Here is a 23,901-nt window from a genome sequence, read left to right on the forward strand (position 1 = left end):
TCGCACTCGAAGCGGTGCCGGGCACTCCGAGCGGTGCCAGGTCAGCCGCGTATCACAGGGGGATCCGTATGTCCGCGTACTCACCGCCGCCCCAAGGCCCCGGGCCCTATGGCCCCGCGCCCCAAGGCTCGATGCCTCAAGGCTCGGTGCCCTATGGCCAGCCCGGCCCCGTGCCGTACGGTCCGCCGGCCGGCTACGGGCCTCCGGTCCCCGGGGCGGCTGCCGGTGGGCCACTCCCCCACGGCCAGCAGCCGGCGTACGGCCAGCCCCCGGTGCAGCAGCCGGGCGTGCCGATGTTCACCCCCACCGGGCCCGAGCGGCGTCCGTGGCTGCGGCCGCTGATCGCGGTGGGGGTCCTGGTCGGGATCGGGGCCGGTTTTTGGGGGCTGAGCGCCCTGACCGATGACGGCAAGCCCTCGGTGAAGGCCGCCCGCGACGCGCGGGTCGGGGACTGTTTGGAAAACCGTGGTACGCACGGCGATCCGGTGCTTTTCACCATTGCCTGCAGCGACGCGAAGGCCGACTACAAGGTCGTGATCGATGCGACGCTTCAGGGCACGTGTCCGCGGGAGTTGGACAAGTACACCGAGCGCGGCGGCCGTCAGGGGCAGACCACTCTGTGTCTGAAGCCAGCGCGGCACTGACCCGGGCCCTGGCGCGGACACAGGCGCAGGCGCGGACACCAGCACAGGGCGCAGGCGTGGGCCGGGCCTGGTCTGCTCTGGTCTGGCTGGTCTGATCGGGTCTGGCCGGTGGTCGCCGCCCGGTCATCGGTGGCGGGAACGGCACGGCGGGCGACAGCAGCAGCCGCCCTATGGCAGTCAGGGATCGATGGGCTGTGCCGCAGGGTGGTCAGCCGGCCATGCGACCGCCGACTGGTGTATTCGCGCCGGTGACTTGTGGGCGACTGCCCTGCCTTCTGCGCATGTGCCACGCATGCAAGGTTGGAAGATCCATGTGAGCGCGGCCTCGGGCGCGGCCAACGATGTGCTCTCTCCAGGGTGGTCCGAACGGCCCGCAGGGCAGGCGCCCGTGGTGCTCGCCGGGCGCTGCGTGCTCTCCGGCTCCCTGCGCGCCGCGCTGCAGCACGAAGCCGGGATGCTGGAGCGGCTCACCGCACCGGGACTGGCTCCTATCCGCGGGAACTCGTCGAGCACGAAGGGCGGCTGTTCCTGGTTCGGGAGGAGGTGCCCGCCTCCACGAAACCGCCTAAGCCGCGTGATCACCCCATGGCGCAGTTACCGGAGTGGTCCTCGCTCGTCGACGTAGACCGTGGGCTCCGACAGGAACACTTCGGCGTCCACGGTGCCGTACGCGATGTTGAAGGTGTCCATCCAGTACGACCAGTCCCGTATTCCCAACGCACTGCTGAAACGGTAGTTGAGCTGCCAGCGGACCCACTGGCCCGGAGCCAGGCGAACAGCCGGGGGCCTGCGCGGTCGAGGCGGGAGGGCGAACAGGGGGTCCACCCTGGGCTGGACCCGCAGTCGACCGTCGGATTCCCGGAGCTGCACGTCGACTCTGCGCAAGTCCTCCTCGGCGTCATACGGCTCGAAGTCATCCCGCTCATGCATGCGGACCACGTGCGCGGACGAAGGTGCCGTGCTGGGGAAGGCGAAGCCGACCGGGGCTGCGTTCCTGTGTGCGGCAGCCTCTCCGCCCCGGGACTTCTTCGTCCAGGTCGTCCGTATCCACTGGACGGATACCTCCACGGCCTCATCCCCTCCTCATCCCCTCCTCTGCGAATCCTCTGCGGGCTCGTCGACGGGCGCATCACCTTATGTGCGCGCCCCGCTACCCCGCTCGCATCCGCGCCGCTACCCCGCTTGCGTACGCCCGGCCGGCCCGCTTACCTGCACCCCGGCGGCCCGGCGGCCCGCTCATGCGCACCGGCTACCCGCCGTCACCGCGGAAAGTGCGGCGGTACACCTGGGGCGGGACGCCGATCGCGGCCTGGAGGTGCTGGCGCAGCGAGACGCCGGTGCCGAAGCCGGCGCGGTGGGCGACGAGATCGACGGGCCATTCGGTGGTCTCCAGCAAGTGGCGTGCGAGGTCGACGCGTTGGCGGGTGAGCCATTGGCCGGGGGTGGTGCCGACTTCGTCGCGGAAGCGGCGGGTGAAGGTGCGTACGCTCATGTTGGCGTGGGCGGCGAGGTCGGCCAGGGTGAGGCGTTCGGCGAGGTGTTCCAGGGCCCATGCCTGGGTGGGTGCGGTGCTGGTGGCCTGGGTGTCGGGGACGGGCCGCTGGATGTACTGGGCCTGGCCGCCGTCGCGCCAGGGCGGTACGACGCAGGAGCGGGCGACCTCGTTGGCGATCTGACTGCCGTGGTCACGGCGGACGATGTGCAGGCACAGGTCGATGCCCGCGGCGACTCCGGCGGAGGTGAGGATGTCGCCGTCGTCGACGAACAGGACATCGGGGTCGACGCGGGTGGTGGTGAACATCCGCTGCAGCCGGTCGGCCTCCCGCCAGTGGGTGGTGGCGGGTCGGTGGTCGAGCAGCCCGGCGGCGGCCAGGACGTATGTGGCGGTGCAGATGCCCACGATCCGGGTGCCGGGGCGGATGCCGGCCAGGGCGTCGCGCAGTGCGCCCGGCAGCCGGCCCTCTTCGCGGATCGGGCCGAGGGCCTGGGAGGGAGGGATGACGACGGTGTCGACGCCGGCCAGCAGGGAGGCGTCGTGTGTGACGCTGAGGCCGTAGTCGGCCTCGGTGCGCACCGGGCGGCCGTCCAGGCTGCAGGTGGTCACGGTGTAGAGCCGGGCGCCCGCCCTGTCGTGGGCGGCGCCGAAAATACGGGCGGGGATGCCGAGCTCGAAGGGGACGACTCCGTCCAGGGCCAGAACGCCGACGTGGTGCATGGCCAGATCCTTTCAGGTCATGGCCATCAGGCCGCTACTGGGGATCTTGTGACTCCGGCAGGCTGAGGATGTGCCCGAGAAAACGGCACAGACCACAACAAGAACTGCCGGAAAGCGAACGTGACCATGTCCATGTCTCAGGACGCCATCAGCCCTGCTTCTGCCCCTTCCGCTGCTCCCGCCCCCGCCCCCGCGACCATGCTTGCCGTCTCCCAGGACGCCCCGGGACGTCCCGACGTCCTCAAGGTCGTCGAGGTGCCCCGCCCGCAGCCCGGCCGGGGCGAGATCCTGGTCCGGGTGCACGCGGCGGGCGTGAACCCGGCCGACTGGAAGACCCGCGAGCGGGGTGTGTTCGCCAACGGGGCGAAGCCTCCGTTCACCCTGGGCTTCGACGTCTCCGGAGTGGTCGCGGAGACCGGCGACGGCGTAACCCTCTTCCAGCCGGGTGACGAGGTCTTCGGCATGCCGCGCTTCCCGCACCCGGCCGGGGCCTACGCCGAGTACGTCACCGCCCCGGCCCGCCATTTCGCCCCTCGGCCCAAGGGCCTGGACCACATCCAGGCCGGAGCCCTGCCGCTGGCCTCGCTCACCGCCTGGCAGGCCCTGGTCGACACCGCGCACGTCCAGCCGGGACAGCGGGTGCTCGTCCAAGCCGCCGCGGGCGGCGTCGGCCATCTGGCCGTCCAGATCGCCAAGGCCCGGGGCGCCTATGTGATCGGCACCGCCAGCGCCGCCAAGCACGAACTGCTGCGCTCGCTCGGCGCCGACGAACTCGTCGACTACCGGATGGAGGACTTCGCCGAGACCGTCCGCGATGTGGATGTGGTGCTGGACAGCCTCGGCGGCGACAACTGGGCCCGCTCCCTGCGCACCCTGCGGCCCGGCGGAACGCTGATCTCGATCCTGCCGCTGGATGGCTCCTTCCCCCACCAGGAGGCCGAAGCGGCCGGGGTGCGGGCGGTGTTCATGCTCGTCGAACCCGACCAGGCGGGGCTGCACGCGATCAGCGCCCTCGTCGAAGACGGCCGACTGCGCGTCATCGCGGACGCGGTCTTCCCTCTTGAGGAGGCCGCGGCCGCCCACACGCTCGGGGAGACCGGCCGCACGACCGGAAAGATCGTCCTCTCCGTCACCTCGTGACCGGCGACCGAGCCTTCCTTTCCTTCCTTTTCCTTTCTTCCTTCCCTTCTTCCTGGCTTCCTGGCTTCCTGGCTTCCTGGCTTCCTGGCGTGAAGGTGCGTCAGGCGCCGCACGCCCATCCCGGCCCGCCCGCGTCCCGCAGCCCCGCAGCGACAAGGACGACATCATCGCCGCTTTCCCCACCCGCTCCGAAAGCACCCGCAAACTTGGAAATGACTGAAATTTGTTCTACCTTCTCAGCGAGAATTCGGCGATCTTCACTCGGCCGTCCGGCTGATGAAGCGGGCCGCGACGAAGGGGCAGGACCAGCTGCCGGGCCGAGCTGATGCCATCGGCCAGGGGGGCCCGTGCAACGCCGTCGCATACCCATATCCAGTCGCCTGCGCATATCCAGTCGCCGCCGCATACCCGTCTGGGCCGGCCCGGCCGGCCTCGCACTCGGTCTCGGCCTGTGGGGCATCACCCGCGAGCACAGCATGTGGCGGGATGAGGCGGCGACTTGGCAGGCAGCCCATCGGCCGCTGGCCGAAATTGCGCAGATGGTCGGTCAGGTGGACATCGTCCACGGCCTCTACTACATGGTGTTGCACGCGGTGTTCGCCCTCTTTGGCGACAGTCTGCTCGCGCTGCGACTGCCCTCGGTGCTCGCCACCGCCATCGCCTGCGGACTGACCGCCCTGATCGGGGCCCGGCTCTCGGATCGCTGGGTCGGCATCGGTGCCGGGTGCGGTCTGGTCGTCGTTCCCGCAGTCCAGGAACATGCCCAAGAAGGGCGGCCCTACGGACTCGTCCTTGCCTTTGTCGCACTCGCGACCTGGCTTCTGGTAGGTGCCCTGGAGCAGCCGAACCGTCGACGATGGGCCTGCTATGCGGGTTCGGTGCTGATCGCCGCGCTGCTCAACTGGTTCTCGCTGCTCGCGCTGGTCGCCCACGGTGTCACCGTGGCGTACGTCCGCCCCGGTCGGGCCCGCGTCATCGGGGGGGCGCTCGCCTCCTGCAGCGCCCTCGCCGCGGCTCTCCCGCTCATCCTGGCCAGCCAGGACCAGGCCGGACAGGTCTCGTGGATCAAACCGCTGGGCTGGTCGACGGTGCTCGGCGTGCTGATCACCGTAGCGATCGCAGCCCTCGGGGCGCGCACACCACAGGCTCGCACACCACAGGCGCGCACGACACGCGGCGGCCGCGAGGAGACGTCTTCCGCCCGTATGCACCTCGCGGCCGTCGCGCTGCCACTGTGCGCGCTGCCCCAGTTCGGCCTGGCGCTGGTTTCGGTCGTCAAGCCTCTCTACGTCACCCGCTACGTCCTGTTCGCCTATGTCGGGCTGGCACTGCTGCTCGGCGCCCTGCTGGCCGCGATCGCGGTGCGGCTCAAAGCACAGCCCCGGGTGCTCTTTCCCGCCGTTGTCGCCGTCGCCCTGTTGGCACTGCTGCCGATGGAACTCCGACTGCGTACCGAAGACAGCCGCGTGGACGACGTACTCACCGCCGCCCACCTCGTAGACCGTGTCCGTCACGCAGGCGACGGCGTGGTCTACATCCCCGCCGCACGCCGCGACACCGCCCTCGTCTCACCGGACGCCTTCCAAGGCCTCCGGGACCTGGCCCTGGCCCAGAGCCCGCAGGAGTCAGGAACCCTGAAGGGCATAGAGGCCGACCCCCGCACCATAGAGCGCGCCATGCTCGCCACACCGCGCATAGTCCTCGTCACAGACCCCGGGGCGCCGCCCCCCGACACGGCACGTGACCTCACCAAACAACGCGTCCTCGAAAGACACTTCGTTCGCCGCTCGACCAGTACGGAGCGAGGCCGTCAGGTGAGCGTCTACGAACGACGCCGGCCGGCCGGGTTCGACGGACCATGCGGCTCGGCTCCCGGATCGTCGTGCAAGGCGGGGTTCAGCGGACGTTCGTGGCGGTACCCGGCGGGAATAACCGGTCGGCTGAGCGCGCTGGCACGATCATGAACGCCCTCACCTACCTCGGCGGACCGACCGCGCTCATCGCCTACGGCGGCCTGCGTCTGCTCACCGACCCGACCTTCGACGCTCCCGGCGACTACCCGATCGGCGAGCGCAAGCTCGTCAAGCTGGCCGGGCCCGCGCTGAGTACGGATGAGGTGGGCGCAGTCGACGCGGTGCTGCTCTCGCACGACCATCACCCGGACAACCTCGACAAGGCGGGACGCGGGTACGCCGCTGCTGCCCCGCTCGTTCTCTCCACCCGCTCGGCAGTGGAGCGGCTCGGCGGACCGGTGCGGGCGCTGCCCAACTGGGAGACGTACACGATCGGTGACATCCGCATCACGGGTACCCCGGCGCAGCACGGGCCGGACGGAAGCGAGCACCTGGTCGGCGAGGTGACCGGCTTCGTGCTGAGCGGGGACGGGCTGCCGACGGTGTACGTCAGCGGGGACAACGCCTCGCTGGACGTCGTGCGGCAGGTCGCTCGGCGGTCGGGGCCCATAGATGTGGCGGTGCTGTTCGTGGGGGCGGCCCGTACACCGCTGGTGGGTGATGCGGACCTCACGCTGTCCAGTGCGAACGCGGCGCGGGCCACGGAGATCCTCGGTGCGCGGCAGGTCGTGCCGTTGCACTTCGAACAGTGGGGTCACTTCACTCAGGGTGCGGACAGCCTGACGGCGGCCTTCGCGCAGGCCGGTCTGAGTGAGCGGCTCCATGTCCCGAAGCTCGGCGAAACGGTCGGGCTCTAGTCCGGCCTGGCGGTTCATGAGGAGGAGGGGGCTGAGCGGCGACCAGTCCTCAACCCTTCTTTCAGCCTCGGCCGCTCTCTCATGCCTCGGCCGCTCTCTCAAGCACCAGCCGCTCCCGACGATTCCTCGATTTCGGCCACGGCGAGCTGAAAGATGCGGTGCTGATCCTCGGTCACCGGCACGTCCGACTCCCCGGCCTCTTCAGCGGCCTCCAGCCACTCGTAGATGATCACCTCGATGATGTCCGGCACACCTGTGCCCAGCAGCATCTCGACCAGCTGCCAGGAGTGCGTCGTGACCGGAAACCTCGCCGCCCGGTAATGCGCCCTGGCCTCCTGCCATATCTTCCGCGCCGCCTCTGGTCCCTCGACATGGGCCGCGTCGTGCAGCAGACGGCACCAGCCGACATCGATGCGGTCGATACAGCCGCTGAACTCGCTGTCCCAGGGGCTGATTTCCGCGACTTCACGGAACAGGGCGAGTGCCGCGGCACGATCGCCGGCGGAGTAGAGGTCGTGCGCCGGCCTCAACTTCGCTTCCAACCGCTGGTGCGGCAGCGCACCGTGCTTGGCGATATAGGCGTCCGTTTCCGCCATGTAGTCGCTGAGTTCGGCTGCGCGGCTTCGCATGCGGTCGGAAAACCACCACAGCTCAGCGGTCTCGTCCTCGTCGACGCCGTTGGCTTCGGCTTCCTTCAGTAGCTCGACGGCCCGGTCGTTGTCCTCGTCCATCTGTTCCGGGTCCGGGGAGTCTTCCAGGTCGTCCAGGTGGGCGTAGGCCCCGGCGAGCGCAACCGCACCACGTACGTTCCCGTCCACGGCTCCGGCCGCCAGATATTCATCCACGGCCGAGGCGACATGGGACCAGTACGTCCCGTCGGCCAACTCTCCGGCAGGGGTGAACAATGCGCCCAGTTCCGGTGGCAGCTTCCCGGAGGTGATCACTGTGGTGATGCTGGCGGGAACCGACGGCTGGTCCATTCTTCTCCCCCGACACGGTTGATCGACGTTCTTCCACGCGGCGTACTACGCGTCTTGAATCGCGTTCACCAGGCCGGCAACAAGGTTCGCCCGCTCGGCCATGACGTCGACCACCAGGTACTCGTGGTCGGCGTGGGCACCGCCCCCGACCGCTCCAAGGCCGTCGAGTGTGGGCACCCCGAGTGCGGCCGTGAAGTTGCCGTCGCTTCCGCCGCCGACTGCCTTGCCTTCGATGCCGGGAAGCAGTCTCGTCGCCACGGCGAACAGCTCGGTCGACGCGGACTCGGGCATCGGGGGCCGGCCGACCGCTCCTCGGACGGTGATCTCCGCCTCGTCGAGATGGGGAGCCAGTGCCGCGAAAGCGGCTTCGATGCGTTCCTTCTCGCCGGCCGACTCGACCCGGACGTCGACGACGACGGTCGCCTCCGCGGGCACGACGTTGTCCAGGGTCCCTGCGGACGCGACGGTCGGGGTGACGGTCGTGCCGAGGTCGGGGCGACCGAGCGCCTCGATGTCCAGTACCTGGTGCGCCGCCTCGACCAGGGCGTTGACCCCGGCTGCCGGCTCAAGGCCCGCGTGCGACGCCCGGCCCGCGACCGAGACCTCGAACGTGCCGCAGCCTTTACGACCGGTCTTCAGGCCTCCGCCGTCCGCGGCGCCCTCCATCACAAGTACAGCGCCACAGGCAAGGGCTCGTTCTTCGATGAGCGCTCGCGAGGAGTGGGAGCCGACCTCCTCGTCGGCGGTCACCAGGATCTCGACGCCGGATCGGTCCTCGAGCGTCGCCAGGCCATGAACGGCCTGCACGAGCCCGCCGAGCATGTCGAAGACTCCGGGGCCGGTCGCACGACCGTCTTCGACCATGAACGGGCGGCGCTCAAGGGTGCCGAGCGGAAACACGGTGTCGTGGTGACCGAGGATCAGTACCTTGGGATCGCCGCCAGCCGACCAGTGGACGTGCGGGCCGGCCTCGCTCTCGACGAGGACGGCCTGCCCGCCGAGACGGCCCTCGATGACGGCGGCGACCGCTTTGGCCGAGGCCCTCAAGGCGTCGAGGTCGCGCGACGGAGACTCGACTTCGACGAGTGTCCTGAGGTCCTCGAGCATCGCGTCAACACTCAAACGGCCGGTCTTGTGCATCGTCATGCTGCAAGGGTAATTGGCAGGCCACGGCGGCCCTGCCCCGCGGCATCACGAACATCACCTGGCTTCGTTCACTTTCAGCAGCAGCGTTTGTCCAGCACTTTGGGCAGCAGCTGGCGGTCGACGGGCTCGGGAATGTTCACGAGAAATGACGTCAGTGCATGGGACGGCCGGGCGCTCGTGAGGGGACGCTGTTCGTTACTTCGGGCCCTGGCGCCCTGTCCCGTCGGGTTGCTCTGTTGGGCAGAGGCGCATCGCGTCCGCTCTGATCCACCGGCGGTGCGGGCCGTTTGCAGCGGAGCAGGGGCGCCTGGCCCGGCCACTCAGTCGAAAGTGCTGGCCAAGTAGGCGTTGCGGATTCTGATGAGGTGGGGCATGTAGCGGCTCAGGAGGAGTCTGTCGACGATGCCTCCGACCGGTCCCAGCGGTGAGGCGAAGTCGATGACGTCTCTCATGATGGTGCCGCCGGCGCCGTCCGGCTCGAAGTGGTGGGCGTGACGCCATCGCTTGAAGGGTCCGGACTCCTGCTCGTCCACGAAACTTCGGGGCCGGTCGTAGGAGGTGATGCGGGCCTTGAGTCGCCAGGTCAGGCCGAGGTGGCGAGCCTGGAAGGTCACTGTGTCACCGAGCGCCAGCTCGCCCCGGGTCTTGCCGCCAACCGCTCGCTCCGACGAATCGGCCATCGAGCGGGTGTGCGACTCCACGTCCAGGCATACCGCGAACACCTGGTCCGGGGGTGCGGCGACGGCTGTCACTACCTCGAAATGCTGCACAAGCTCACCCTAGACGCCGGGGATTCTGGACCCTTGCCCGGGGCGAACGCATGTCTGATCTCAGGCTCGGCAGCGCTTCTCCAGGGTCGCGCGAGGCGGCGGAATCTCCCCCGACACCCTCGGCTGCAACGACATGGCACCCGCTCCGCACGACGACGCCGGGCTTCAAGACCACAACCAGGCCTCAGAGCCCGACGTCACGCTCGGCCCGAATTGACCAACAGCAACCCGTGAGGGCGGCGGGCCGTCGAGATGGAACCCGCAGGAGTCAGCTGGCTGCGGCAGGCTCTTCGGCCCGAGCCCGCGTGCTGGCGAGGCGGTAGGAGTCGGTGCCGGTTTCGATGATGGTGCCGTTGAAGGTGAGGCGGTCGACGATGGCCGCGCAGAGGCGGGGATCCGTGAACGTCTTGGTCCAGCCGCCGAAGGACTCGTTGGACGCGATGGCGACGCTGTTCTTCTCCTCGCGCTCGGTCAGCACCTGGAAGAGGAGCTCGGCGCCGTGGCGGTCCAGTTCCATGTAGCCGAGTTCATCAATGCAGAGAAGGTCGACGCGGCCGTAGCGGGCGATGGTCTTGTTCAGCTGCTTCTCGTCGGCGGCCTCGACCAGCTCGTTCACCAGCTTCGTGGCGAGGGTGTAACGGACGCGGTAGCCCTTCATCGCCGCTTCGGTGCCCAGGGCGATGAGCATGTGGGACTTGCCAGTGCCGGAGTCCCCGATCAGGCAGAGCGGCTGGCTTTTCTTGACCATTCGCAGCTGGCGAGAGTGTGAACGGTGGCCGCGTCGATGTTCGGATTGGCGTCGAAGTCGAAGGCCCGCAGAGACTTCTCCCGCGGGAAACCGGCTGCCTTGATCCGCTGGTCCGAACGCCGGCGGGCCCGGTCGTCGCACTCAGTCATCAACAGTTCGGCAAGGAAACCGCGGTAGGTCATCTGATCCTTGACCGCCCGGTCGGCGATCTCGTTGAACTCGTTCCGGATCGACGGAAGCCGCAGCAGGCGGCAGGCAGTGTCGATCGCGGCGTCAGCAGCCTGCTCGGTCAAGCCTCGCTGGCGGGGCAGGGTGGTCACTGTGCTTCTCCCTCATAGTGGTCACTGCCGCTTGTGCGGCGGCGACGGAGCAGTTGGTCATAGGGGGTCACCGACGGCAGCGGTCTGGTGTCCGGCGGAAGGTGTGCGAGCCGCCACGCGTGCAGCGACGTGACGGTGGCCGACGTCTGCCCCGGAGCCGCCGGGATGGATGCGCCGCCGGTTGGCTCGTCCTCCGTCTGGGCTGCCTTGCGGGCCTCCAGGGCGACGGCGACGGCGGTCAGGGCGCCGGCCCGCAGCGCGGTGGCCAGGCCCGCGACGACATGCTCGTGGGCGAGGTGGCGGTTCAGCAGCAGTACCTCGATCAACGCCCGGGTGCCGTCCCGCTCGCCGTGAACCTTGCGGGCCTGGGCCCACCAGGCATCGTGGACCGGGGTGAACTTGCCTGCTGACCGGGCCTGTTCCAGAGCGGTGGCACCGGGAAAGGCGCCCGGCTTGCGGATGAGGGCTTCGAGATAGTGGTCCAGGTCCAGGCGGCAGCTGCCTTTCGCGATCAGCCTCTCGGACGACTCGCACCCGCTTGCCGATCAGACGGATCGGGACCGAGTAGCGGTTGGTGCGAACGGCGATCTGGCTGTAGCGGTCGACCGTGGCGTGAACAGCCGGCCCGTCTCGAACGGTTCCTCCGGCAACGGCATCAACAGCGGCCGCTCGACGGCGAAGTACTCGTCGACGGTCCGCGGCCGCGAACCGATCCGGCGATGCCCGTCGTGCAGGTCCCACTGGTCGACCATCTCGTTCAGCTCGGCGAGAGAGTCGACTTCCGGCACCGGGGTGAAGTGGTTGCGACGGAAGTAGCCGATCATCCCTTCGACTCCGCCCTTTTCGTGGGCGCCTTCGATGCCAGGGCGGCAGTAGAAGCTCTCGATGTTGAAGTGCGAACGGAAGGCGATCCACCGTTCGGTCTCCACCCTGGCTCGGTTCAGCCCGAGCACCTGGGCGACGGCCGACTTCAGGTTGTCGTAGCGGATCTTGCTTCGCGGGACACCGCCCAGCGTGCGAAGCGCGTGCACGTGCCCTTCGAAGAAGGCTTCCTGGCCGCAGGATGCGAAGACCCGGTGGACGGCTTTGCCCGAAGCGAGAACAAGTAGCAGGTCACCAGCTCGCCGGCCAGTCGCACGGTCACATCGCCGAAGTCGACCTCCGCCTCGTGGCCCGGAAGGTGGGTCTGCGGCACGAACGCTTCCACCGGGGCTTTGCCCGAGGCCGCGAGGATCTCCGGCTTCCGGTCGGAGACGTAGCGCCGGACCATCGGGTAGGACACCTCGGCGCCGTGCTCCTCGATGAGCCGGTGGAAGATCCGCGTGATCGTATGCCGCTGCTTGCGCGGCGCGTCGAGGTCCGCCCGCAGCATCTCGTCGATCACCGGCTTGTACGGATCCAGCGCAGTCCGCCGCGGCGGCAGCTTTTCCCGGGGCTCTGGCCAGACGGAGTCCACGGCCTTCTTGACCGTCCGCCACGACACGTTGTACTTGCGCTCAAGCTCGCGCATCTTCATGCCCGCGCGGTGATCACGCCGGATCGCCGCGTACAGCTCGACCTTGGACATCTGTGACATGACCAGGACCTTTCACCAGAAGCACCCCGATGCTGCCCTGGCAAGTACCCCAGTGCTGTCAAAACTCGGTTCTGGCACAGATCTTGGGGAGCTGTTGCGGAGTGTTACCTCGATGTTCGATTGGGAGGGGACTGTTCGCGTGAGACCACGTCGGGGACGAACGCATCGAGGACGACGCGGCGAGGTCCTCGACGCTGCTCGAGAGGTGGTGAAGATCGTGATGAACTCACAGTTGATAAATTGAGGGCCGGGCTCGGTGCTGGCCGGGCGGGACGGGGATTCGAGCAGAAATGACGTTCTGTGTGCGGCAAGTGACAGCTCGAACGCGACACGTCAGAGTCCCGGCGTGAGCGAGACCAACGATCTGACGTCGCCGGAAGTGCGTATACGGCGGGCCTTTCCGCGAGGCGAGTCCGTGGACTTTCGCGCCGCCGAGGACGAGGATCCGGCGCTCGCCAACGCCTGGGGCGCTGAGCGGACTGTGCGGGCGAGAGTGCTGCGGGCACTGCTCATCAAGGCTCCACAGGAGGAGCAAGAGATCGCCGCGCTCAAGATCACGGGGCGCGGATCACCGGCGTACTGGACCTGAAGCACGCCACGATCGATGCCGCCATCCGGCTGAGCCACTGCCAATTCGACGGCGTTCCCGACCTGTACGGTGCCCAGCTGCGCGAGCTCAATCTGAGCAAGTCGGTTCTGCCGGGCCTGACCGCGGAGACCTTGAGGGTCGAGGGGGTGCTGCGGATGACAGGCTGCCGTATGCAGGGGCCGGTGCGGCTCGGCGGGGTGCACGTCTCCGGGGCGTTGTTCATGGAGGAGGCGGAGTTCACGGCGCCGGACGACTCCGAGCCGGTGCTGCAGCTCAACCAGGCCGTGATCGGTGCCGACCTGTGGGCGCCAGAGATGCGCGCGAACGGACAGGTACGACTCACCGGCGCCTCCATCGCCGGGCGGATCAACGTTCAGGACGCCGAACTCAACCAGCCCGGTGGCACCGCACTGGACGCACAGAACCTCAACGTGGGAGCCCACGTGCGGGCACGGCGCGTGCGTACGCAGGGCGGGGTCGAGCTCCGGGGCTCGCGCATATCAGGCCGTCTCGACCTGCTCCACGCCCACCTGTCGCATCGGGGCGGCACGGCACTGCGGGCCAGCAGCTGTGTCATCGGTGAACTCTGGCTGCTCGGTGGCGATCGCATCGAGGGTGCCCTGAATCTGCGGCGTTCTCGAATAGAGATCATGAACGTCGAACCGAAGACCCTGCCGGACCAGGTGTTCATCAGCAATCTCACATACACCGTACTCACCCCACACGAGCCCGCCGAGAGGCGCCTTCCGATGCTGGAGCGGGACGGCGACCGTTATGAGCCGTACGGCTACGAGCAGTTGGCGGCGTCCTACCGCCACGTCGGTGACGACGATGCGGCCCGACTCGTCCAACTTGCCAAGCAGCGCCGCCGGCGCACCACGCTCACCTGGTACGGACGACTGTGGGGGTACCTCCAGGACGGCATCGTCGGCTACGGCTTCCGCCCGTTGCGCGCGGCCGTCTGTCTGTTGTCGCTGATGGCCATCGGGTCGATCGCGTACGGCCTGGACCACCCCAGCCCCGTCAAGGCAGGCGAGGGGCCTGCCTTCAACCCCGTCTTCTACACCCTCGACCTGCTCCTGCCGATCATCAGCTTCGGCCAGGAGTCGGCATTCGCCCCTGTCGGCTGGCACCAGTGGTTGTCGTACGCCCTGATCATCACCGGCTGGATCCTGGCGACGACGATCGTCGCGGGCGTGACCCGTACGGTGAGCCGCCAATGACCCGCTCGGCGCTGGTCGAGCACTTTGCGGAGTGTTATTGGAGGAGGATCATCTTGCGGAGTAGTTCGAAACCGGATCGGCCGTAGAGCTGCCGCTTGATCTTCTTGATGCGGTTGACGGCACCCTCGATGCTGCCGGAGCTCCAGCTGAGAGTGAGCCCGGCTGTCACAGCGTCGAGGTCTCGGAGCAGGTGGAGCGCGAAGCCGGTGAGGCCAGGTAGCTGACTGGCGTCGACTGCGTCGATCCAGGTGGGCAGTGTGGTGCCGAGGCGGTCGGTAAGGATCTTGCCGAAGTTGCGGACGTGTTCGGCGGCCTGTTCCAGTTCGGGGCAGCGGGCCAGGACCTCCTTCAGGCCGGTGCATCCCTCGGCGAAGCGGCGCTCCAGGTAGGGCTTGTAGGGGTCCAGCCTGCTCGGTCGGGGCCGGTTCTCGCGGAAGGTGTCCTGCCAGCGTGCGGCGTTCGCATACCGGAGCACGGTATTAAGGCCCCAGCCCAGGTGCCGGGCGATCGCCCGGCGTGAGTGACCCTGGGCCAGGAGCTCGTGGACCAGGGCGTGTGCTGCCTTCTTACGCTCGGCCCGTCGGCCGACGGGATCCGAGTCGTCCTGTGGTCGCCCGGAAACCAGTCTGGTGTCTTCCGGCAGCATGCCGGTGGACGATGGGTTGCGCAGGCAGTCGCGGTGGGCGGCGACGCAGGTTTCCACGGCTCGTCCGAGGCCCTGCCACAAATGGAACCGGTCGGCGACCTGCAGAGCACCGGGGGCACCGCGCCGGGCACCCTCAGCGTAGGCGCCGGCCCGGTCCCGGCAGATGATCTCCACGCCGGGGTGGCGGATCAGCCAGGCGGCCAGTGGCCCGGCCTCACGGGTCGGGAGCACATCGACGACGCGATGGTCTTCGACGCTGGTCAAGACGGTGGAGTAAGTCGGGCCGCGACGGATCGCGAAGTCGTCCAGGCCCAGCACACGCGGAGTACTGAACCGTGGATCGGGCAATGCCATGACCCTGCGCAACAAGGTCGTCCTTCCCGTGGCGAAGCCCAGCTGTGCCGCCAGCCGAGCGTCGGGCTCGCCCGGCCAGCGCGAGCCCGACGCTCTCCAAGGCACGGTTGAGACGAGTCGTGAATCTTGCGTATGGGGCGGCCAGCTGGGAGAACGGCTCGGTGAACGTCCGGCGGGGGCAGCCCGCCGCTCCGCAGATGAAGCGCCGGACCGTCAGCCGGATCACGAAGCCCTGTTCAGCGAGCGGAAGGTCCTTCAGCCTGCGCTGGTACCGGTCGTGGACCCGGTCCGAGAAGCAGCCGCAGTCCGGACATGCAGCCCCGGCCGCACGGCCACTCGCGACCACCTCGACCGTGCCGAACGCGGCCGTCACCGTCTCGACATCCACATCGTCAATCCCGTCGAAAACCAGCGACTCCCAGAACGGTGCATCGGTCTGCATGACCAGCACCATCACCGTCCGCAGCCGACCACAGCAGCCGTCGACAAGTACCTGAGGGAGCGTCACTTCTGGCTGTCGGACGGCAAGGCGTACGCCGTCTCACAGAGCCAGCCTCCTCGCAATCGAACATCTAGGTAACACTCCGCGACCGCTCCCCAAGATCTGTGCCAGAGCCCACTACTCGTGAATAAAGCCAATCACCCACTGCGCCGGCCGCCCCGACATCGCCGACACCGCGGCCTACGAGGAGCGGTGCCTGGGCGTCGCGGTGAGCGGGAACACTGTTCCCTCCGGTAGGCCGTCACCGAGGGCCGGGTGTGGGGACGACGGCCCCGCCGCCATGGCGTACGGCCTGCACGACGGCGGTGTGCAGGGCCTCCAGACCACCTGGTGCCACGGCGACCGGGCTGCCGGTGAGCGTGTACCACTCCTCGGCTCCGGTGTACTGGATGTGCACCGCCACTCGGCCGCCGGGCTGGAGGGCGGTGGCGATGGTGAGGTCACCGGTGATGACGCCCACCTCGTCGGTCATCGCGCCGCCGGGGCCGGCGGTCACCTCGTCGACGTGCCGTTGGGGTCCGGTGGACATCAGGCGCAGGTGTCGAGCATCGAGGCGAGCCGGTCGGCCTCCGGCTGGGTCACCGACAGCTGGTAGACGTGCTTGACGTCCGTCCAGGCGCGCGCGTACGTGCACCAGTAGCCGCGGCTGGGCGGGGTCCACTGGTCGGGCGACTGGTCGCCCTTGCTCCTGTTGGAGCCGGCGGAGACGGCGATCAGCTGCGAGTGCTCCAGGTCGTTGGCGAACTGCTTGCGTCGGGCGGTCGTCCAGCTGTCGGCGCCCGAGCGCCAGGCGTTGGCCAGGGGCACCATGTGGTCGATGTCCACCTGCGACGCCGACGTCAGGGTCTTGTCGTCATAGAGGCTGCGCCAGGTACCGGAGACGGCCCGGCACTGGGCGTCCTGGGTGACGTTCTGGCCGTCACGTTTGAGCACGACCTCACGGGTGTCGCAGTTTTCTCCCTGCTGACTCCAGTGCGGGAACTTCGCGCGCGAGTAACCGTTCATGGAATGCGGTGCCTCGATGGTCAGGTCCGCGAGTTCCGTGCGGACGACTTCCGCCGAGGGCGGCTCGGGCATCTGGGTGGGTACCGCGGCGGCCGGAGTGACGGCGACCGGGCCGAGCACGGCGCCCAGCGCAAGAGTGACGACGGCGACTAACCACCGGGCGCGTGTATTGATCATGCGTCACAAGTACCGGACGGCCTCCCTCAACAGAGGGCCATCACCCGGTCGGTGGCGTGTCCCCCGGCGCCGGCTCCGCACCCGGGACGTGGTGAGGCCGGGCCCCGGCCCCCCTGTGAGCGGAGATGCATTTCGGTGTGGGGCCCATGAATGACCGTCCGGCGGCGGCGCGGCCCGCGCCGCAAGGTCGCCCTGACGTCTGCGGGCATGGTCGAGGGCCCGGCTCGCATGGTGCTGAGCAGTGGAGTCGCAGACACAGCAAGCAGCCGCCGGAGACGAATCCTCCCCATGGCACATGAGGAGCCCAGAGGTCAAGAGAAACCGTCGTTTTTTAGGCAAGATGCCTCATCGACCGGCGCGCTGAACGCGGTCTCAGCGCGCCTCGTACTACGGGCTACTTGTGCCCGGGCAACACCGGACGGTCAATTCAGGCCGCCTGGAGCCGCGTTGTACGGGCCTACGGACGAGACCACGGCGATCCCGACGGGGAGACCGCCGGAAGGGAACGAACGACCGTGACAACCCAGCGCACCGCTCGCCTCGCCGCCGTCCTCGCTCTGCCTGTCGCCCTGGCTCTCTCGGGTCTGACCGCCGCTCCGGCTCTCGCCGGGGACAAGGCGTACCAGATCAATCTGAAGCCCCTGAACAACTCGGGGAGCCAGGGCACGGTGATGCTCAGCCTCGACGGCGACCGGCTGAACGTGAAGATCGAGTCGGACGGGCTCGTCCCGGGCCAGCCGCATGCCCAGCACCTCCACGGCTCCACCGACGGTCACGACTTCCAGTGCCCGGACGCGAGCGCCGACACGGACGGCGACGGGATCATCAACAACACCGAAGCCACGGTGCATTACGGCGATATCAACATCTCGCTCACCACCGACGGCGACACCAGCCCGGACAGCGGGCTCGCCGTCGACCGCATGCCCAAGGCGGACGCCCGGGGCCACCTCTCCTACGAGCGCAGCATCCCGGTGTCCCAGGACGTGGTCGAGCACATCAAGGACCTCCACGTGGTGGAGCACGGCATCGACCCGAACGGCAACAAGCAGTACGACTTCGGCGTGGGCAAGAGCGAACTCGATCCCAAACTGCCCCAGGAAGCCACCGCCCCCACGAACTGCGGCATCGTCGAGGGCGCCGCGGTCGGATCCATCCCGGTGGGCGGCGTGGAGACGGGAGGCGGAACGGCCGAGAGCCAGGAGATCCCCAGGGCGTTGGTGGGCGCAGGCGGACTCGCCTTCGTGGCGGCGGCCGGAGCGCTCGTCCTGGGCCGCAGGAAGCGCTTCGCCGCTGCCGCCGAGTCGGCCGGACGGAGCGCCGCGTGAGGAACTGGGGAAGGCGCGAAGCCCTGTCCTGCGCCGCGGCCGCGGCGTTGCTGCTGCTCGGCGGGTGTGCGGGCGGGGACCCTGCGTCGCAGGCGCCGCCCGCCGGGCAGCAGCAGCCCGCACAGGGCGGCCAGGCCGCGTCCGGAACGGAGAAGGGGACGGGGACAGGAGCGGGCACGGGAGCGGAGAGCGGTCAGGGCGGTGAGCAGGGGACGGGGGGTGCGCGGAAGGCCGCCCCGCAGCGGATCTCCGTTCCGTCGCTCAACATCTCCTCCACCCTTGAGGCGTTGGGGAAGAAGAAGGACGGGACGATGGAGACGCCCGTCGACCCCGACAAGGCGGGCTGGTACACCCCGGGCCCGGCGCCCGGCGAAAAGGGCCCGGCCGTGATCGCGGGTCATGTCAGCTGGAACGGCAAGCCGTCGGTGTTCCACCGGCTGTCCTCCCTGAGGGCCGGTGCGGCGATCGAGGTCGAGCGGGCGGACGGGAGGTCCGCGAAGTTCACCGTCAGCCGTGTCGCGCAGTACCCGAAGGACAAGTTCCCCACCATCGAGGTCTACAAGAACATCGACCACGCGGGGCTGCGCCTGATCACCTGTGGTGGCGACTACGACGCGTCGCAGCACTACTACCCGGACAACGTGGTGGTGTTCGCCGAGCTGAGTCAGGCGGAGTAGCTCCAATGGGCCGGGAACGGCAGTGGAGTTCGGGGGCAGCATGGCCGTCTGCCATCGCCCTGGCCGGCGGCCTGGCCGCGTTCCGGCTCCTGGGCCGCCGGCCGGGTGGGGACGTCGGGCGGTGAGCGTCAGTCGGTGAGCGTCACGCAGGGCAGGCCGACGCTCTCGCCGCCGCGGAAGCCTTCCGCGCACAGCCGGGTGCCGGCTGGGAAGTGGCGTTGCGGGTAGGCCTGGTCGCGGTAGGTGCGGAACTTGGCGACGTCCTCGACTTTGGTGCGGGCGCTCCACAGGTCGGCGCTGTCGTTGGTGACCCACACGCGTGCGGAAATCCTGTGCGGCTGGTTGGTGTTGACGACCGACACCTCCACCCTGCCCAGATACGTCCCCGTGTCGTAGGTCTCGATGCAGACGGAGTGGTTGCACCACTTGCCGTCGGCGGTCGCGGGCGGCCCCGCGCTGAAGACGATGCCGACGGCCGCAGCCGTCGTTCCCATGGCTGTGACGATCTTCCGAAGGGTAGTCATGCCTGCTCAACGACCACCCCTGGCCCCTGTTACGCGCAGTGAGCCGCCCCTGGGGACAGGTGCCCGGCCGCCCGCGGGGTGGTGGTTACCGTGCCACCCAGAGGGTTGCTCCCCTACTGGTCAATCCTGGGCCGGAGTTCACTCCTCCGAGTGAAGAGCGAGGTGGTGGAGGGAGAAGTGGTGCTCAGGTCTCGTCAGAGGGGCGAGGACGCGCACCGCGTCCCAGTCCAATAGATGGAGACCACATACATGACGCCGTTCTTGGAGTGGACCGGGTACGTCTCGGCCGCCGTGAGCGCGGTGAACGCGCTGGGCACCCTGGTGCGCCTGCTTCGGAAGCGCAGCCCTGACGACGGGGGGACGCCTCGGTCCAGAACGGCCGGGCGTCCGCGAACCATCGAGGGGCGTTGCCGGTGTGCCGCCCGTCTTCCGATCGCGGAGGCGTACGGGGCCGGCGAGGCGTACGCGATCGTGGAGGCGTACCCGATCGGGAAGGAGTACCCGATCGGGGATCACCGGATGGCGGTGCGGATCACGATCTGCGCCGATCCCGCCGGCGGCGGTAGGGCGGGCGGGGGGCTGGGCCCGTGGTAGGCGACGGCCTGTCCGGGGAGGCTGTGGCGTTGGGCTCGGACGTGGGCCTGCGGCTGCTGGAGTACTACTCGGACTTCATGGCGACCGAGCCGCAGAAGCTGCGGCACTCCTATCCGGTGCTGTCGCTGGCCGCCTGCGAGGACGTCGCGCAGGAGGCCTTCCTGCGTGTGGGGTCCAAAGCGGCTGCTGGAGGGCTCGCGGCGGACACGAACGTCGTGGCGTATCTGCGGCGTGCGGCCCGGAATCTCGCTGTCGACCGAACCCGCGATCAGCAAGGTGCGGGCCGGCGGCTGGTGTTGATGGGCGGCGATTCGCTGGCCGCCGTGCCGGAGCAGCGGGCGTTCGCGGAGGAGGACGGACTGGTCCTGCGGGATCTGGTGCTCCCCGCGATCGAAGGGATGCCGGAGAGCCTCCGGCGGCAGGTCGTGGACCTGCAGAGCCGGGGGCTGAGCGATCCGGAGATCGTCGCCGAGCTCGGTATACCCGCGGTCCGTCTCCACAATCTGCGGAACAAGGCGGTTTCGCATCTAAGGCGCACACTCGCCGGGCATATTCGCGAAGGGCACCGAAAGAAGCAGCAGCACGGAAAGAAGGACAGGTGAGGGATGTGAGCAGGTACGACGACCACCGCGACGGGGCGGGGCGCCCGGCGCCAGTGGTCCCGTCCGCGCTCGCGGAACTGCTGGATCGGCTCACCGGAGCACCCGACTTCTGGGACCGGCCCTGTGGCGACTTCGGCCCCCTGACCACCGAGTATGCGCTGTCCCCCGAGAAGCGGGCGCACGCCAACTCGCTGTACCGGCTGGGGTCGAAGGCCTTGGCCCGGGACGAGCTGCTGTCTGCCGCCGACTGGTTGGGCGCGGCGGCCGAGGCCGGTCACCCGGGGGCGTTGTTCCGGCTGGCCGCCCTGACCGCGCGGGTGCGTGGCCAGGGACAGGAGAGCGTACGGTTCCTCGTCGCGGAGGCCGCGCGGCACGGGCACGGTGACGCCCGTGAGCTGTTGGCGGCGTCAGCACGCCCCACGGGCACCGAGTCCCCGGCGCATACCGCGCTCGAAGATCCGCAGTTCGTCGACGAGGTGCGCGCCGGACTCGGGTGTGACCCGCCGGCCGAGCCTGCGACGCAGCAGGAAGGCGTGGGAGCGGGTGAGCGGCCCACGGTCGCAGCCGTGGAGGGAGCGGAGACGGCCTGCGCCGAGCTGGTCTGGGTACCGGCGACGGGGCTGGGCCGACAGGACGCTTCCGAGCGCGTACGGCCGGCGCAGCCTTGGTCGGCCGACGAGACCATGGTGGCCGAGCAGCCGCGGCGCACACCGGTATGCGGCAGCACGGGCTCCGCCAACGGCCTGCTGCTGCCGCTGCCACCTGAGCAGCCCGTGTGCGCGTCCGCCGCCACCATGCGCGAAGGCAGCGGGGACATGAAGGGCGGCAGCGGCTCCATGGACATGAACGACGGCAGTGGGGACGAGCCTTGGTGGTCGGCCCATGCGCTGCGTCCCGCCGTGCTGACGGAGATGGCCCGCCGCACTCCCGTACACATCGACACCCCGCAGCAGTGGCGGGCAGCGGCCCAGGCCCTGGACATCCTCTACCTCGTCGATGCCGCGGGCGGGATCACCACCAGGGCGCTGGCCACCCGGACCCGGCTCTCCCCCGCCGCGGTCGCCTGGCTGCTGCACTGGCTGCGTGGGCAGCATCTGATCTCCACCATCGCCGGCGCGCACTTTCCGGGCCCCCTCATGGCCATGACCCGCCACCCTGAGCAGCGCGCACAGCTACTCCAACGGACCCTCACCAGCCTGCGGGACCGCCTCGGTGCCGCCGTCTATGTCAGCGGCTACATGTCCGGAGACGTCAGAGTCCTCCAGTCCGCCTATGGGCCGGATGCGCCGGCGGTGACGGAGTACGTCGCCTTCCGCGACACCGCGCACGCCAGCGCCGTCGGCAAGAGCCTGCTGGCCCAGCTCGACTTCGACGGCCGGATGGACCATCTGGCGCGCTACCGGCCGATCAAGCTCACCGACCGCACCATCACCAGTCCCCGAGCTCTCTTCGAGGCCCTCGACGGACACGGTCCGCATGCCGCCCAGTTCGACCTCCTGGAGTACTCCCACCACGAAGTCTGTGTGGCGTTCCCGCTCGGCATTCCCGGACGCGCCACGTGTGTGGCCCTGTCCCTGCCCGCCGGACAACGCCACCGGCTCCTGCCCACCGCCCATGCCCTCAGCGAGCGCTCCGCGGCACTCCTGCTGACGCTTCTGCTGACCGAGGACCCTGTGACCGGCAGGCAACCACGAGCAACTCGCGCGGCGCCGGAACCCGGCCCGGCCACCGCGCACTCCGGGGCCCGTGCCTTGCCGTTACTCGCCACCCATCACCGCTGAGCACTGCGTTCCTCGTACCGCTCTTCGTCGAAGCAGCCCGGTGGTCTTCTGGCCGTCCGTCGCGCGTTCGTTTGCGCGGCGGACGGCCTGCCGGTGCTTCGAGCCCTGGACGGCCGCGCGCGCATCTCCTCATCAGGCCAACAGCGCCAACAGCCGGTCGGCTTGCCGTTCCAAGGTGCCGGGAGGGTTTCTGGGCTGCTCCGCTGCCTCTCTCGCCAACAGGAACAGCCAGACCAGGGCGAGCAGTCGGCGGCACTCCCTCAGGCGTACTGTCTCCGCGAGGGAGAGTTCGAAGCGCTCCAGAAAGGCCGAGACGTCGAACGGGTGCTCCACCCAACTGCCCACGTGTTCGGTGATTTCCGCCAGCTCGAAGGCCCGATCGCTACGGCCCGAGTCCTCGAAGTCGACGACCTGGACTCGGACGCCGTCCCACAGGTAATTCGCGAGATTGCCGTCCCCCGGGCCAAAGACCGGTGCACCCTCCCACCGGGCGTCGGCTCGCAGCCCCGACTGGGCCAGCCATTTCAGCCCGGCGTTCATGGCCTGCCGCACCGGGCCGCCGGACTGGGGGCGAACTGTCACGGCCCACTCACCGAGGCGGGCGACGAGTTCGCCTTGGTGTCCTGGCCTGAGCGGGAGCTTGCGTACGACGTCGGCAGGCACGGCCTTGTACAGAGTGGTGACCGCCTCGGCCAAGGCAACGAGCTTCTCGCCCTCGACGGCGTCGTCACGCAGGGGAACACCAGCAAGTCGAGACATCACCACAACCGGCGCGGGAGCTGCGAGGTCGGCCTCACGGGGCTCCGGAGCCAGCCCCGGAGCGTACGTGGCCAGCAAGGACAGAGCCCGCCACTCCCGCTCGGCGCGACCACCGTCCTTCCTCGGGAACCGCTTGATCACACGGTCAGCGGTCATCTCGATGGCGTGAGTGCCCCATCGGCCGGCGCTCATGAGCAGGGCCCAACGGATTTCTCCCCGGAAACCGGCCTGTCCCTCCTTACCCGGCCGCCCACTTCGATCAGGCCGCCGGACCGCGGGGCGGTCAGAATCTGCGAGCCGCGTCCCTGCGCGACGCGCAGGGGCCGGCCCAGGCGCGCGGTCAGCAGCAGTGCCGCCGCGCCGGTTGCCTCGTCCTCGTCGATGCCGTCGCCGCGACCGGGGAATCCGCGGGCCCTGACCTCGCCGGCCGCCTCGTCCTGCCATGCCCACGCGTAGATCCACTCTCCGGGCTCCGGTACGGCCAGCGCGTCGACCTCCGCCGCGGAGGAGTATCGCCGCAGCTGGCGCGGTAGCGCCCACTCGGCTCGCGCCTCGACCCAGGTGCACTCCCCTTCGGTCCGGGTCCGCACCACCCCTGCGGGCGTGACCAGGGCGGGCACGCCGAGCAGCCAGGCCGAGCCCACGCACGGGTACCCCGCGAAGGGAAGTCTCGAGGTGGGCGTGTAGATATCGATGACCCCGCGCTCGGGCTCGTCGATGAACACGGTCTCGCTGAAACCCGCTCTCCTGGCGAAGGCCAGCCGCTCGGCCTCCGTAGGGACGGCGGTTCCGTCACGTACGACTCCGAGCGCGTTGCCGTATCGGCCGTCGGCACCACAGAAGACGCGCAGCACGTCACAATCAGTCACCCACGCAGTGAATCACGCCGGT

General features: G+C 69.1%; 22 protein-coding genes and 3 pseudogenes. 11 read left to right on the plus strand and 14 right to left on the minus strand.

Translation table 11 applies throughout. From position 1 onward, the window contains the following. The first annotated feature begins 293 nt into the window (after window positions 1–293). Window positions 294–644 carry an LppU/SCO3897 family protein gene (locus ACZ5XZ_RS19335; RefSeq protein ID WP_468979830.1) on the plus strand — a complete coding sequence of 117 codons (351 nt, stop codon included), beginning with the start codon at window positions 294–296 and terminating at the stop codon, window positions 642–644. 187 nt (window positions 645–831) lie between these two features. After that, window positions 832–1,269, plus strand: coding sequence for a class III lanthionine synthetase LanKC N-terminal domain-containing protein (locus ACZ5XZ_RS19340; RefSeq protein WP_468979507.1), 438 nt, complete (start codon window positions 832–834; stop codon window positions 1,267–1,269). Here ACZ5XZ_RS19340 and ACZ5XZ_RS19345 read toward each other — a convergent pair. Then, on the minus strand, window positions 1,239–1,712 hold the full coding sequence (locus ACZ5XZ_RS19345; protein ID WP_468979509.1) for a hypothetical protein: 474 nt from the start codon (window positions 1,710–1,712) through the stop codon (window positions 1,239–1,241). The genes ACZ5XZ_RS19340 and ACZ5XZ_RS19345 overlap by 31 nt on opposite strands. A 181-nt stretch (window positions 1,713–1,893) precedes the next feature. Continuing rightward, the gene (locus ACZ5XZ_RS19350) at window positions 1,894–2,859 is read right to left on the minus strand and encodes a GlxA family transcriptional regulator (RefSeq protein ID WP_468979512.1); all 966 of its coding nucleotides are present in this window, start codon (window positions 2,857–2,859) and stop codon (window positions 1,894–1,896) included. 198 nt (window positions 2,860–3,057) lie between these two features. Between ACZ5XZ_RS19350 and ACZ5XZ_RS19355 the strand changes: the two genes are divergently transcribed. The 3 genes from ACZ5XZ_RS19355 (at window position 3,058) to ACZ5XZ_RS19365 (ending at window position 6,709) form a co-directional block, all read left to right on the plus strand. Next, entirely contained in the window at window positions 3,058–3,999 is a 942-nt protein-coding gene (locus ACZ5XZ_RS19355) for an NADP-dependent oxidoreductase (RefSeq protein ID WP_468979832.1), read from the plus strand. A 539-nt stretch (window positions 4,000–4,538) separates the two neighbouring features. Next, window positions 4,539–5,963, plus strand: a complete 1,425-nt coding sequence (locus ACZ5XZ_RS19360; protein ID WP_468979514.1) for a glycosyltransferase family 39 protein — start codon at window positions 4,539–4,541, stop codon at window positions 5,961–5,963. Further along, a complete protein-coding gene (locus ACZ5XZ_RS19365; RefSeq protein ID WP_468979515.1) occupies window positions 5,960–6,709 on the plus strand; it encodes an MBL fold metallo-hydrolase in 750 nt (249 codons plus the stop codon). Before ACZ5XZ_RS19360 ends, ACZ5XZ_RS19365 begins: the two co-directional genes overlap by 4 nt. A 98-nt stretch (window positions 6,710–6,807) precedes the next feature. Here the strand turns inward: ACZ5XZ_RS19365 and ACZ5XZ_RS19370 are convergent, their stop codons facing one another. The 5 genes and pseudogenes from ACZ5XZ_RS19370 to istA all read right to left on the minus strand — a co-directional run bounded on the left by ACZ5XZ_RS19370 (window position 6,808) and on the right by istA (window position 12,240). Next, on the minus strand, window positions 6,808–7,689 hold the full coding sequence (locus ACZ5XZ_RS19370; protein ID WP_468979517.1) for a hypothetical protein: 882 nt from the start codon (window positions 7,687–7,689) through the stop codon (window positions 6,808–6,810). A gap of 45 nt (window positions 7,690–7,734) precedes the next feature. Next, window positions 7,735–8,835: a M20 family metallopeptidase gene (locus ACZ5XZ_RS19375; protein WP_468979519.1), complete on the minus strand. Its 1,101-nt coding sequence runs from the start codon at window positions 8,833–8,835 to the stop codon at window positions 7,735–7,737. A 320-nt stretch (window positions 8,836–9,155) separates the two neighbouring features. Beyond that, window positions 9,156–9,605 (minus strand): SRPBCC family protein, encoded by a 450-nt coding sequence (locus ACZ5XZ_RS19380; protein ID WP_353597212.1) that lies wholly within the window; start codon window positions 9,603–9,605, stop codon window positions 9,156–9,158. Between the two features lie 268 nt (window positions 9,606–9,873). Next, window positions 9,874–10,673 (minus strand): annotated as a pseudogene (gene istB / locus ACZ5XZ_RS19385) (IS21-like element helper ATPase IstB). After that, a pseudogene (istA, locus tag ACZ5XZ_RS19390) lies at window positions 10,670–12,240 on the minus strand (IS21 family transposase). Before istA ends, istB begins: the two co-directional pseudogenes overlap by 4 nt. 355 nt (window positions 12,241–12,595) lie before the next feature. Here istA and ACZ5XZ_RS19395 point away from each other — a divergent pair. Continuing rightward, a pseudogene (locus tag ACZ5XZ_RS19395) lies at window positions 12,596–14,061 on the plus strand (membrane-associated oxidoreductase). Window positions 14,062–14,095: 34 nt separating this feature from the next. Here ACZ5XZ_RS19395 and ACZ5XZ_RS19400 read toward each other — a convergent pair. The 4 genes from ACZ5XZ_RS19400 to ACZ5XZ_RS19415 all read right to left on the minus strand — a co-directional run bounded on the left by ACZ5XZ_RS19400 (window position 14,096) and on the right by ACZ5XZ_RS19415 (window position 16,745). Continuing rightward, complete coding sequence (locus ACZ5XZ_RS19400) at window positions 14,096–14,971, minus strand: ISL3 family transposase (RefSeq protein ID WP_468979520.1); 876 nt, start codon at window positions 14,969–14,971, stop codon at window positions 14,096–14,098. After that, entirely contained in the window at window positions 14,922–15,515 is a 594-nt protein-coding gene (locus ACZ5XZ_RS19405) for a transposase family protein (protein ID WP_468979833.1), read from the minus strand. Before ACZ5XZ_RS19405 ends, ACZ5XZ_RS19400 begins: the two co-directional genes overlap by 50 nt. A gap of 289 nt (window positions 15,516–15,804) precedes the next feature. Then, window positions 15,805–16,092: a hypothetical protein gene (locus tag ACZ5XZ_RS19410; RefSeq protein WP_468979522.1), complete on the minus strand. Its 288-nt coding sequence runs from the start codon at window positions 16,090–16,092 to the stop codon at window positions 15,805–15,807. Continuing rightward, window positions 16,092–16,745 carry a GmrSD restriction endonuclease domain-containing protein gene (locus ACZ5XZ_RS19415; protein ID WP_468979524.1) on the minus strand — a complete coding sequence of 218 codons (654 nt, stop codon included), beginning with the start codon at window positions 16,743–16,745 and terminating at the stop codon, window positions 16,092–16,094. Before ACZ5XZ_RS19415 ends, ACZ5XZ_RS19410 begins: the two co-directional genes overlap by 1 nt. 515 nt (window positions 16,746–17,260) lie before the next feature. On the opposite strand from ACZ5XZ_RS19415, the gene ACZ5XZ_RS19420 reads away from it, so the two are divergent. Both ACZ5XZ_RS19420 and ACZ5XZ_RS19425 read left to right on the plus strand, forming a co-directional pair. Further along, on the plus strand, window positions 17,261–18,073 hold the full coding sequence (locus tag ACZ5XZ_RS19420) for a hypothetical protein (protein WP_468979526.1): 813 nt from the start codon (window positions 17,261–17,263) through the stop codon (window positions 18,071–18,073). Next, window positions 18,070–18,750, plus strand: a complete 681-nt coding sequence (locus ACZ5XZ_RS19425; protein ID WP_468979527.1) for a class F sortase — start codon at window positions 18,070–18,072, stop codon at window positions 18,748–18,750. The genes ACZ5XZ_RS19420 and ACZ5XZ_RS19425 overlap by 4 nt, the downstream gene beginning before the upstream one ends. Window positions 18,751–18,878: 128 nt before the next feature. Here ACZ5XZ_RS19425 and ACZ5XZ_RS19430 read toward each other — a convergent pair whose 3' ends face one another. Beyond that, a complete protein-coding gene (locus ACZ5XZ_RS19430; protein ID WP_468979530.1) occupies window positions 18,879–19,244 on the minus strand; it encodes a hypothetical protein in 366 nt (121 codons plus the stop codon). A 264-nt stretch (window positions 19,245–19,508) separates the two neighbouring features. Here ACZ5XZ_RS19430 and ACZ5XZ_RS19435 point away from each other — a divergent pair, with 264 nt between their 5' ends. The 3 genes from ACZ5XZ_RS19435 to ACZ5XZ_RS19445 are packed head-to-tail and all read left to right on the plus strand — an operon-like array spanning window position 19,509 to window position 22,251. Further along, window positions 19,509–19,868 carry a hypothetical protein gene (locus tag ACZ5XZ_RS19435; protein ID WP_468979532.1) on the plus strand — a complete coding sequence of 120 codons (360 nt, stop codon included), beginning with the start codon at window positions 19,509–19,511 and terminating at the stop codon, window positions 19,866–19,868. A 29-nt stretch (window positions 19,869–19,897) separates the two neighbouring features. Then, window positions 19,898–20,470: an RNA polymerase sigma factor gene (locus ACZ5XZ_RS19440; RefSeq protein WP_468979535.1), complete on the plus strand. Its 573-nt coding sequence runs from the start codon at window positions 19,898–19,900 to the stop codon at window positions 20,468–20,470. A gap of 5 nt (window positions 20,471–20,475) precedes the next feature. Continuing rightward, complete coding sequence (locus tag ACZ5XZ_RS19445) at window positions 20,476–22,251, plus strand: IclR family transcriptional regulator domain-containing protein (protein ID WP_468979538.1); 1,776 nt, start codon at window positions 20,476–20,478, stop codon at window positions 22,249–22,251. Window positions 22,252–22,383: 132 nt separating this feature from the next. Here ACZ5XZ_RS19445 and ACZ5XZ_RS19450 read toward each other — a convergent pair whose 3' ends face one another. Together ACZ5XZ_RS19450 and ACZ5XZ_RS19455 are read right to left on the minus strand one after the other, a co-directional pair. Then, on the minus strand, window positions 22,384–23,166 hold the full coding sequence (locus ACZ5XZ_RS19450; RefSeq protein WP_468979539.1) for a phosphotransferase family protein: 783 nt from the start codon (window positions 23,164–23,166) through the stop codon (window positions 22,384–22,386). Between the two features lie 32 nt (window positions 23,167–23,198). Further along, entirely contained in the window at window positions 23,199–23,879 is a 681-nt protein-coding gene (locus ACZ5XZ_RS19455) for a PhzF family phenazine biosynthesis protein (RefSeq protein WP_468979540.1), read from the minus strand. Window positions 23,880–23,901 lie beyond the last annotated feature (22 nt).

It is taken from the genome of Streptomyces sp. NPDC033270 (assembly GCF_055576575.1).

What these genes read in the sequence shown, in the direction of transcription:
- ACZ5XZ_RS19355 (WP_468979832.1), top strand. Translation starts at nt 3,058, where the DNA reads ATGCTTGCCGTCTCCCAGGACGCCCCGGGACGTCCCGACGTCCTCAAG.
- ACZ5XZ_RS19335 (WP_468979830.1), top strand. Translation starts at nt 294, where the DNA reads ATGTTCACCCCCACCGGGCCCGAGCGGCGTCCGTGGCTGCGGCCGCTG.
- ACZ5XZ_RS19360 (WP_468979514.1), top strand. Translation starts at nt 4,539, where the DNA reads ATGGTCGGTCAGGTGGACATCGTCCACGGCCTCTACTACATGGTGTTG.
- ACZ5XZ_RS19375 (WP_468979519.1), bottom strand. Translation starts at nt 8,835, where the DNA reads ATGACGATGCACAAGACCGGCCGTTTGAGTGTTGACGCGATGCTCGAG.
- ACZ5XZ_RS19365 (WP_468979515.1), top strand. Translation starts at nt 5,960, where the DNA reads ATGAACGCCCTCACCTACCTCGGCGGACCGACCGCGCTCATCGCCTAC.
- ACZ5XZ_RS19430 (WP_468979530.1), bottom strand. Translation starts at nt 19,244, where the DNA reads ATGGGAACGACGGCTGCGGCCGTCGGCATCGTCTTCAGCGCGGGGCCG.
- ACZ5XZ_RS19340 (WP_468979507.1), top strand. Translation starts at nt 832, where the DNA reads ATGGGCTGTGCCGCAGGGTGGTCAGCCGGCCATGCGACCGCCGACTGG.
- ACZ5XZ_RS19415 (WP_468979524.1), bottom strand. Translation starts at nt 16,745, where the DNA reads ATGATCAATACACGCGCCCGGTGGTTAGTCGCCGTCGTCACTCTTGCG.
- ACZ5XZ_RS19350 (WP_468979512.1), bottom strand. Translation starts at nt 2,859, where the DNA reads ATGCACCACGTCGGCGTTCTGGCCCTGGACGGAGTCGTCCCCTTCGAG.
- ACZ5XZ_RS19370 (WP_468979517.1), bottom strand. Translation starts at nt 7,689, where the DNA reads ATGGACCAGCCGTCGGTTCCCGCCAGCATCACCACAGTGATCACCTCC.
- ACZ5XZ_RS19405 (WP_468979833.1), bottom strand. Translation starts at nt 15,515, where the DNA reads ATGGTGCTGGTCATGCAGACCGATGCACCGTTCTGGGAGTCGCTGGTT.
- ACZ5XZ_RS19450 (WP_468979539.1), bottom strand. Translation starts at nt 23,166, where the DNA reads ATGACCGCTGACCGTGTGATCAAGCGGTTCCCGAGGAAGGACGGTGGT.
- ACZ5XZ_RS19410 (WP_468979522.1), bottom strand. Translation starts at nt 16,092, where the DNA reads ATGTCCACCGGACCCCAACGGCACGTCGACGAGGTGACCGCCGGCCCC.
- ACZ5XZ_RS19435 (WP_468979532.1), top strand. Translation starts at nt 19,509, where the DNA reads ATGGAGACCACATACATGACGCCGTTCTTGGAGTGGACCGGGTACGTC.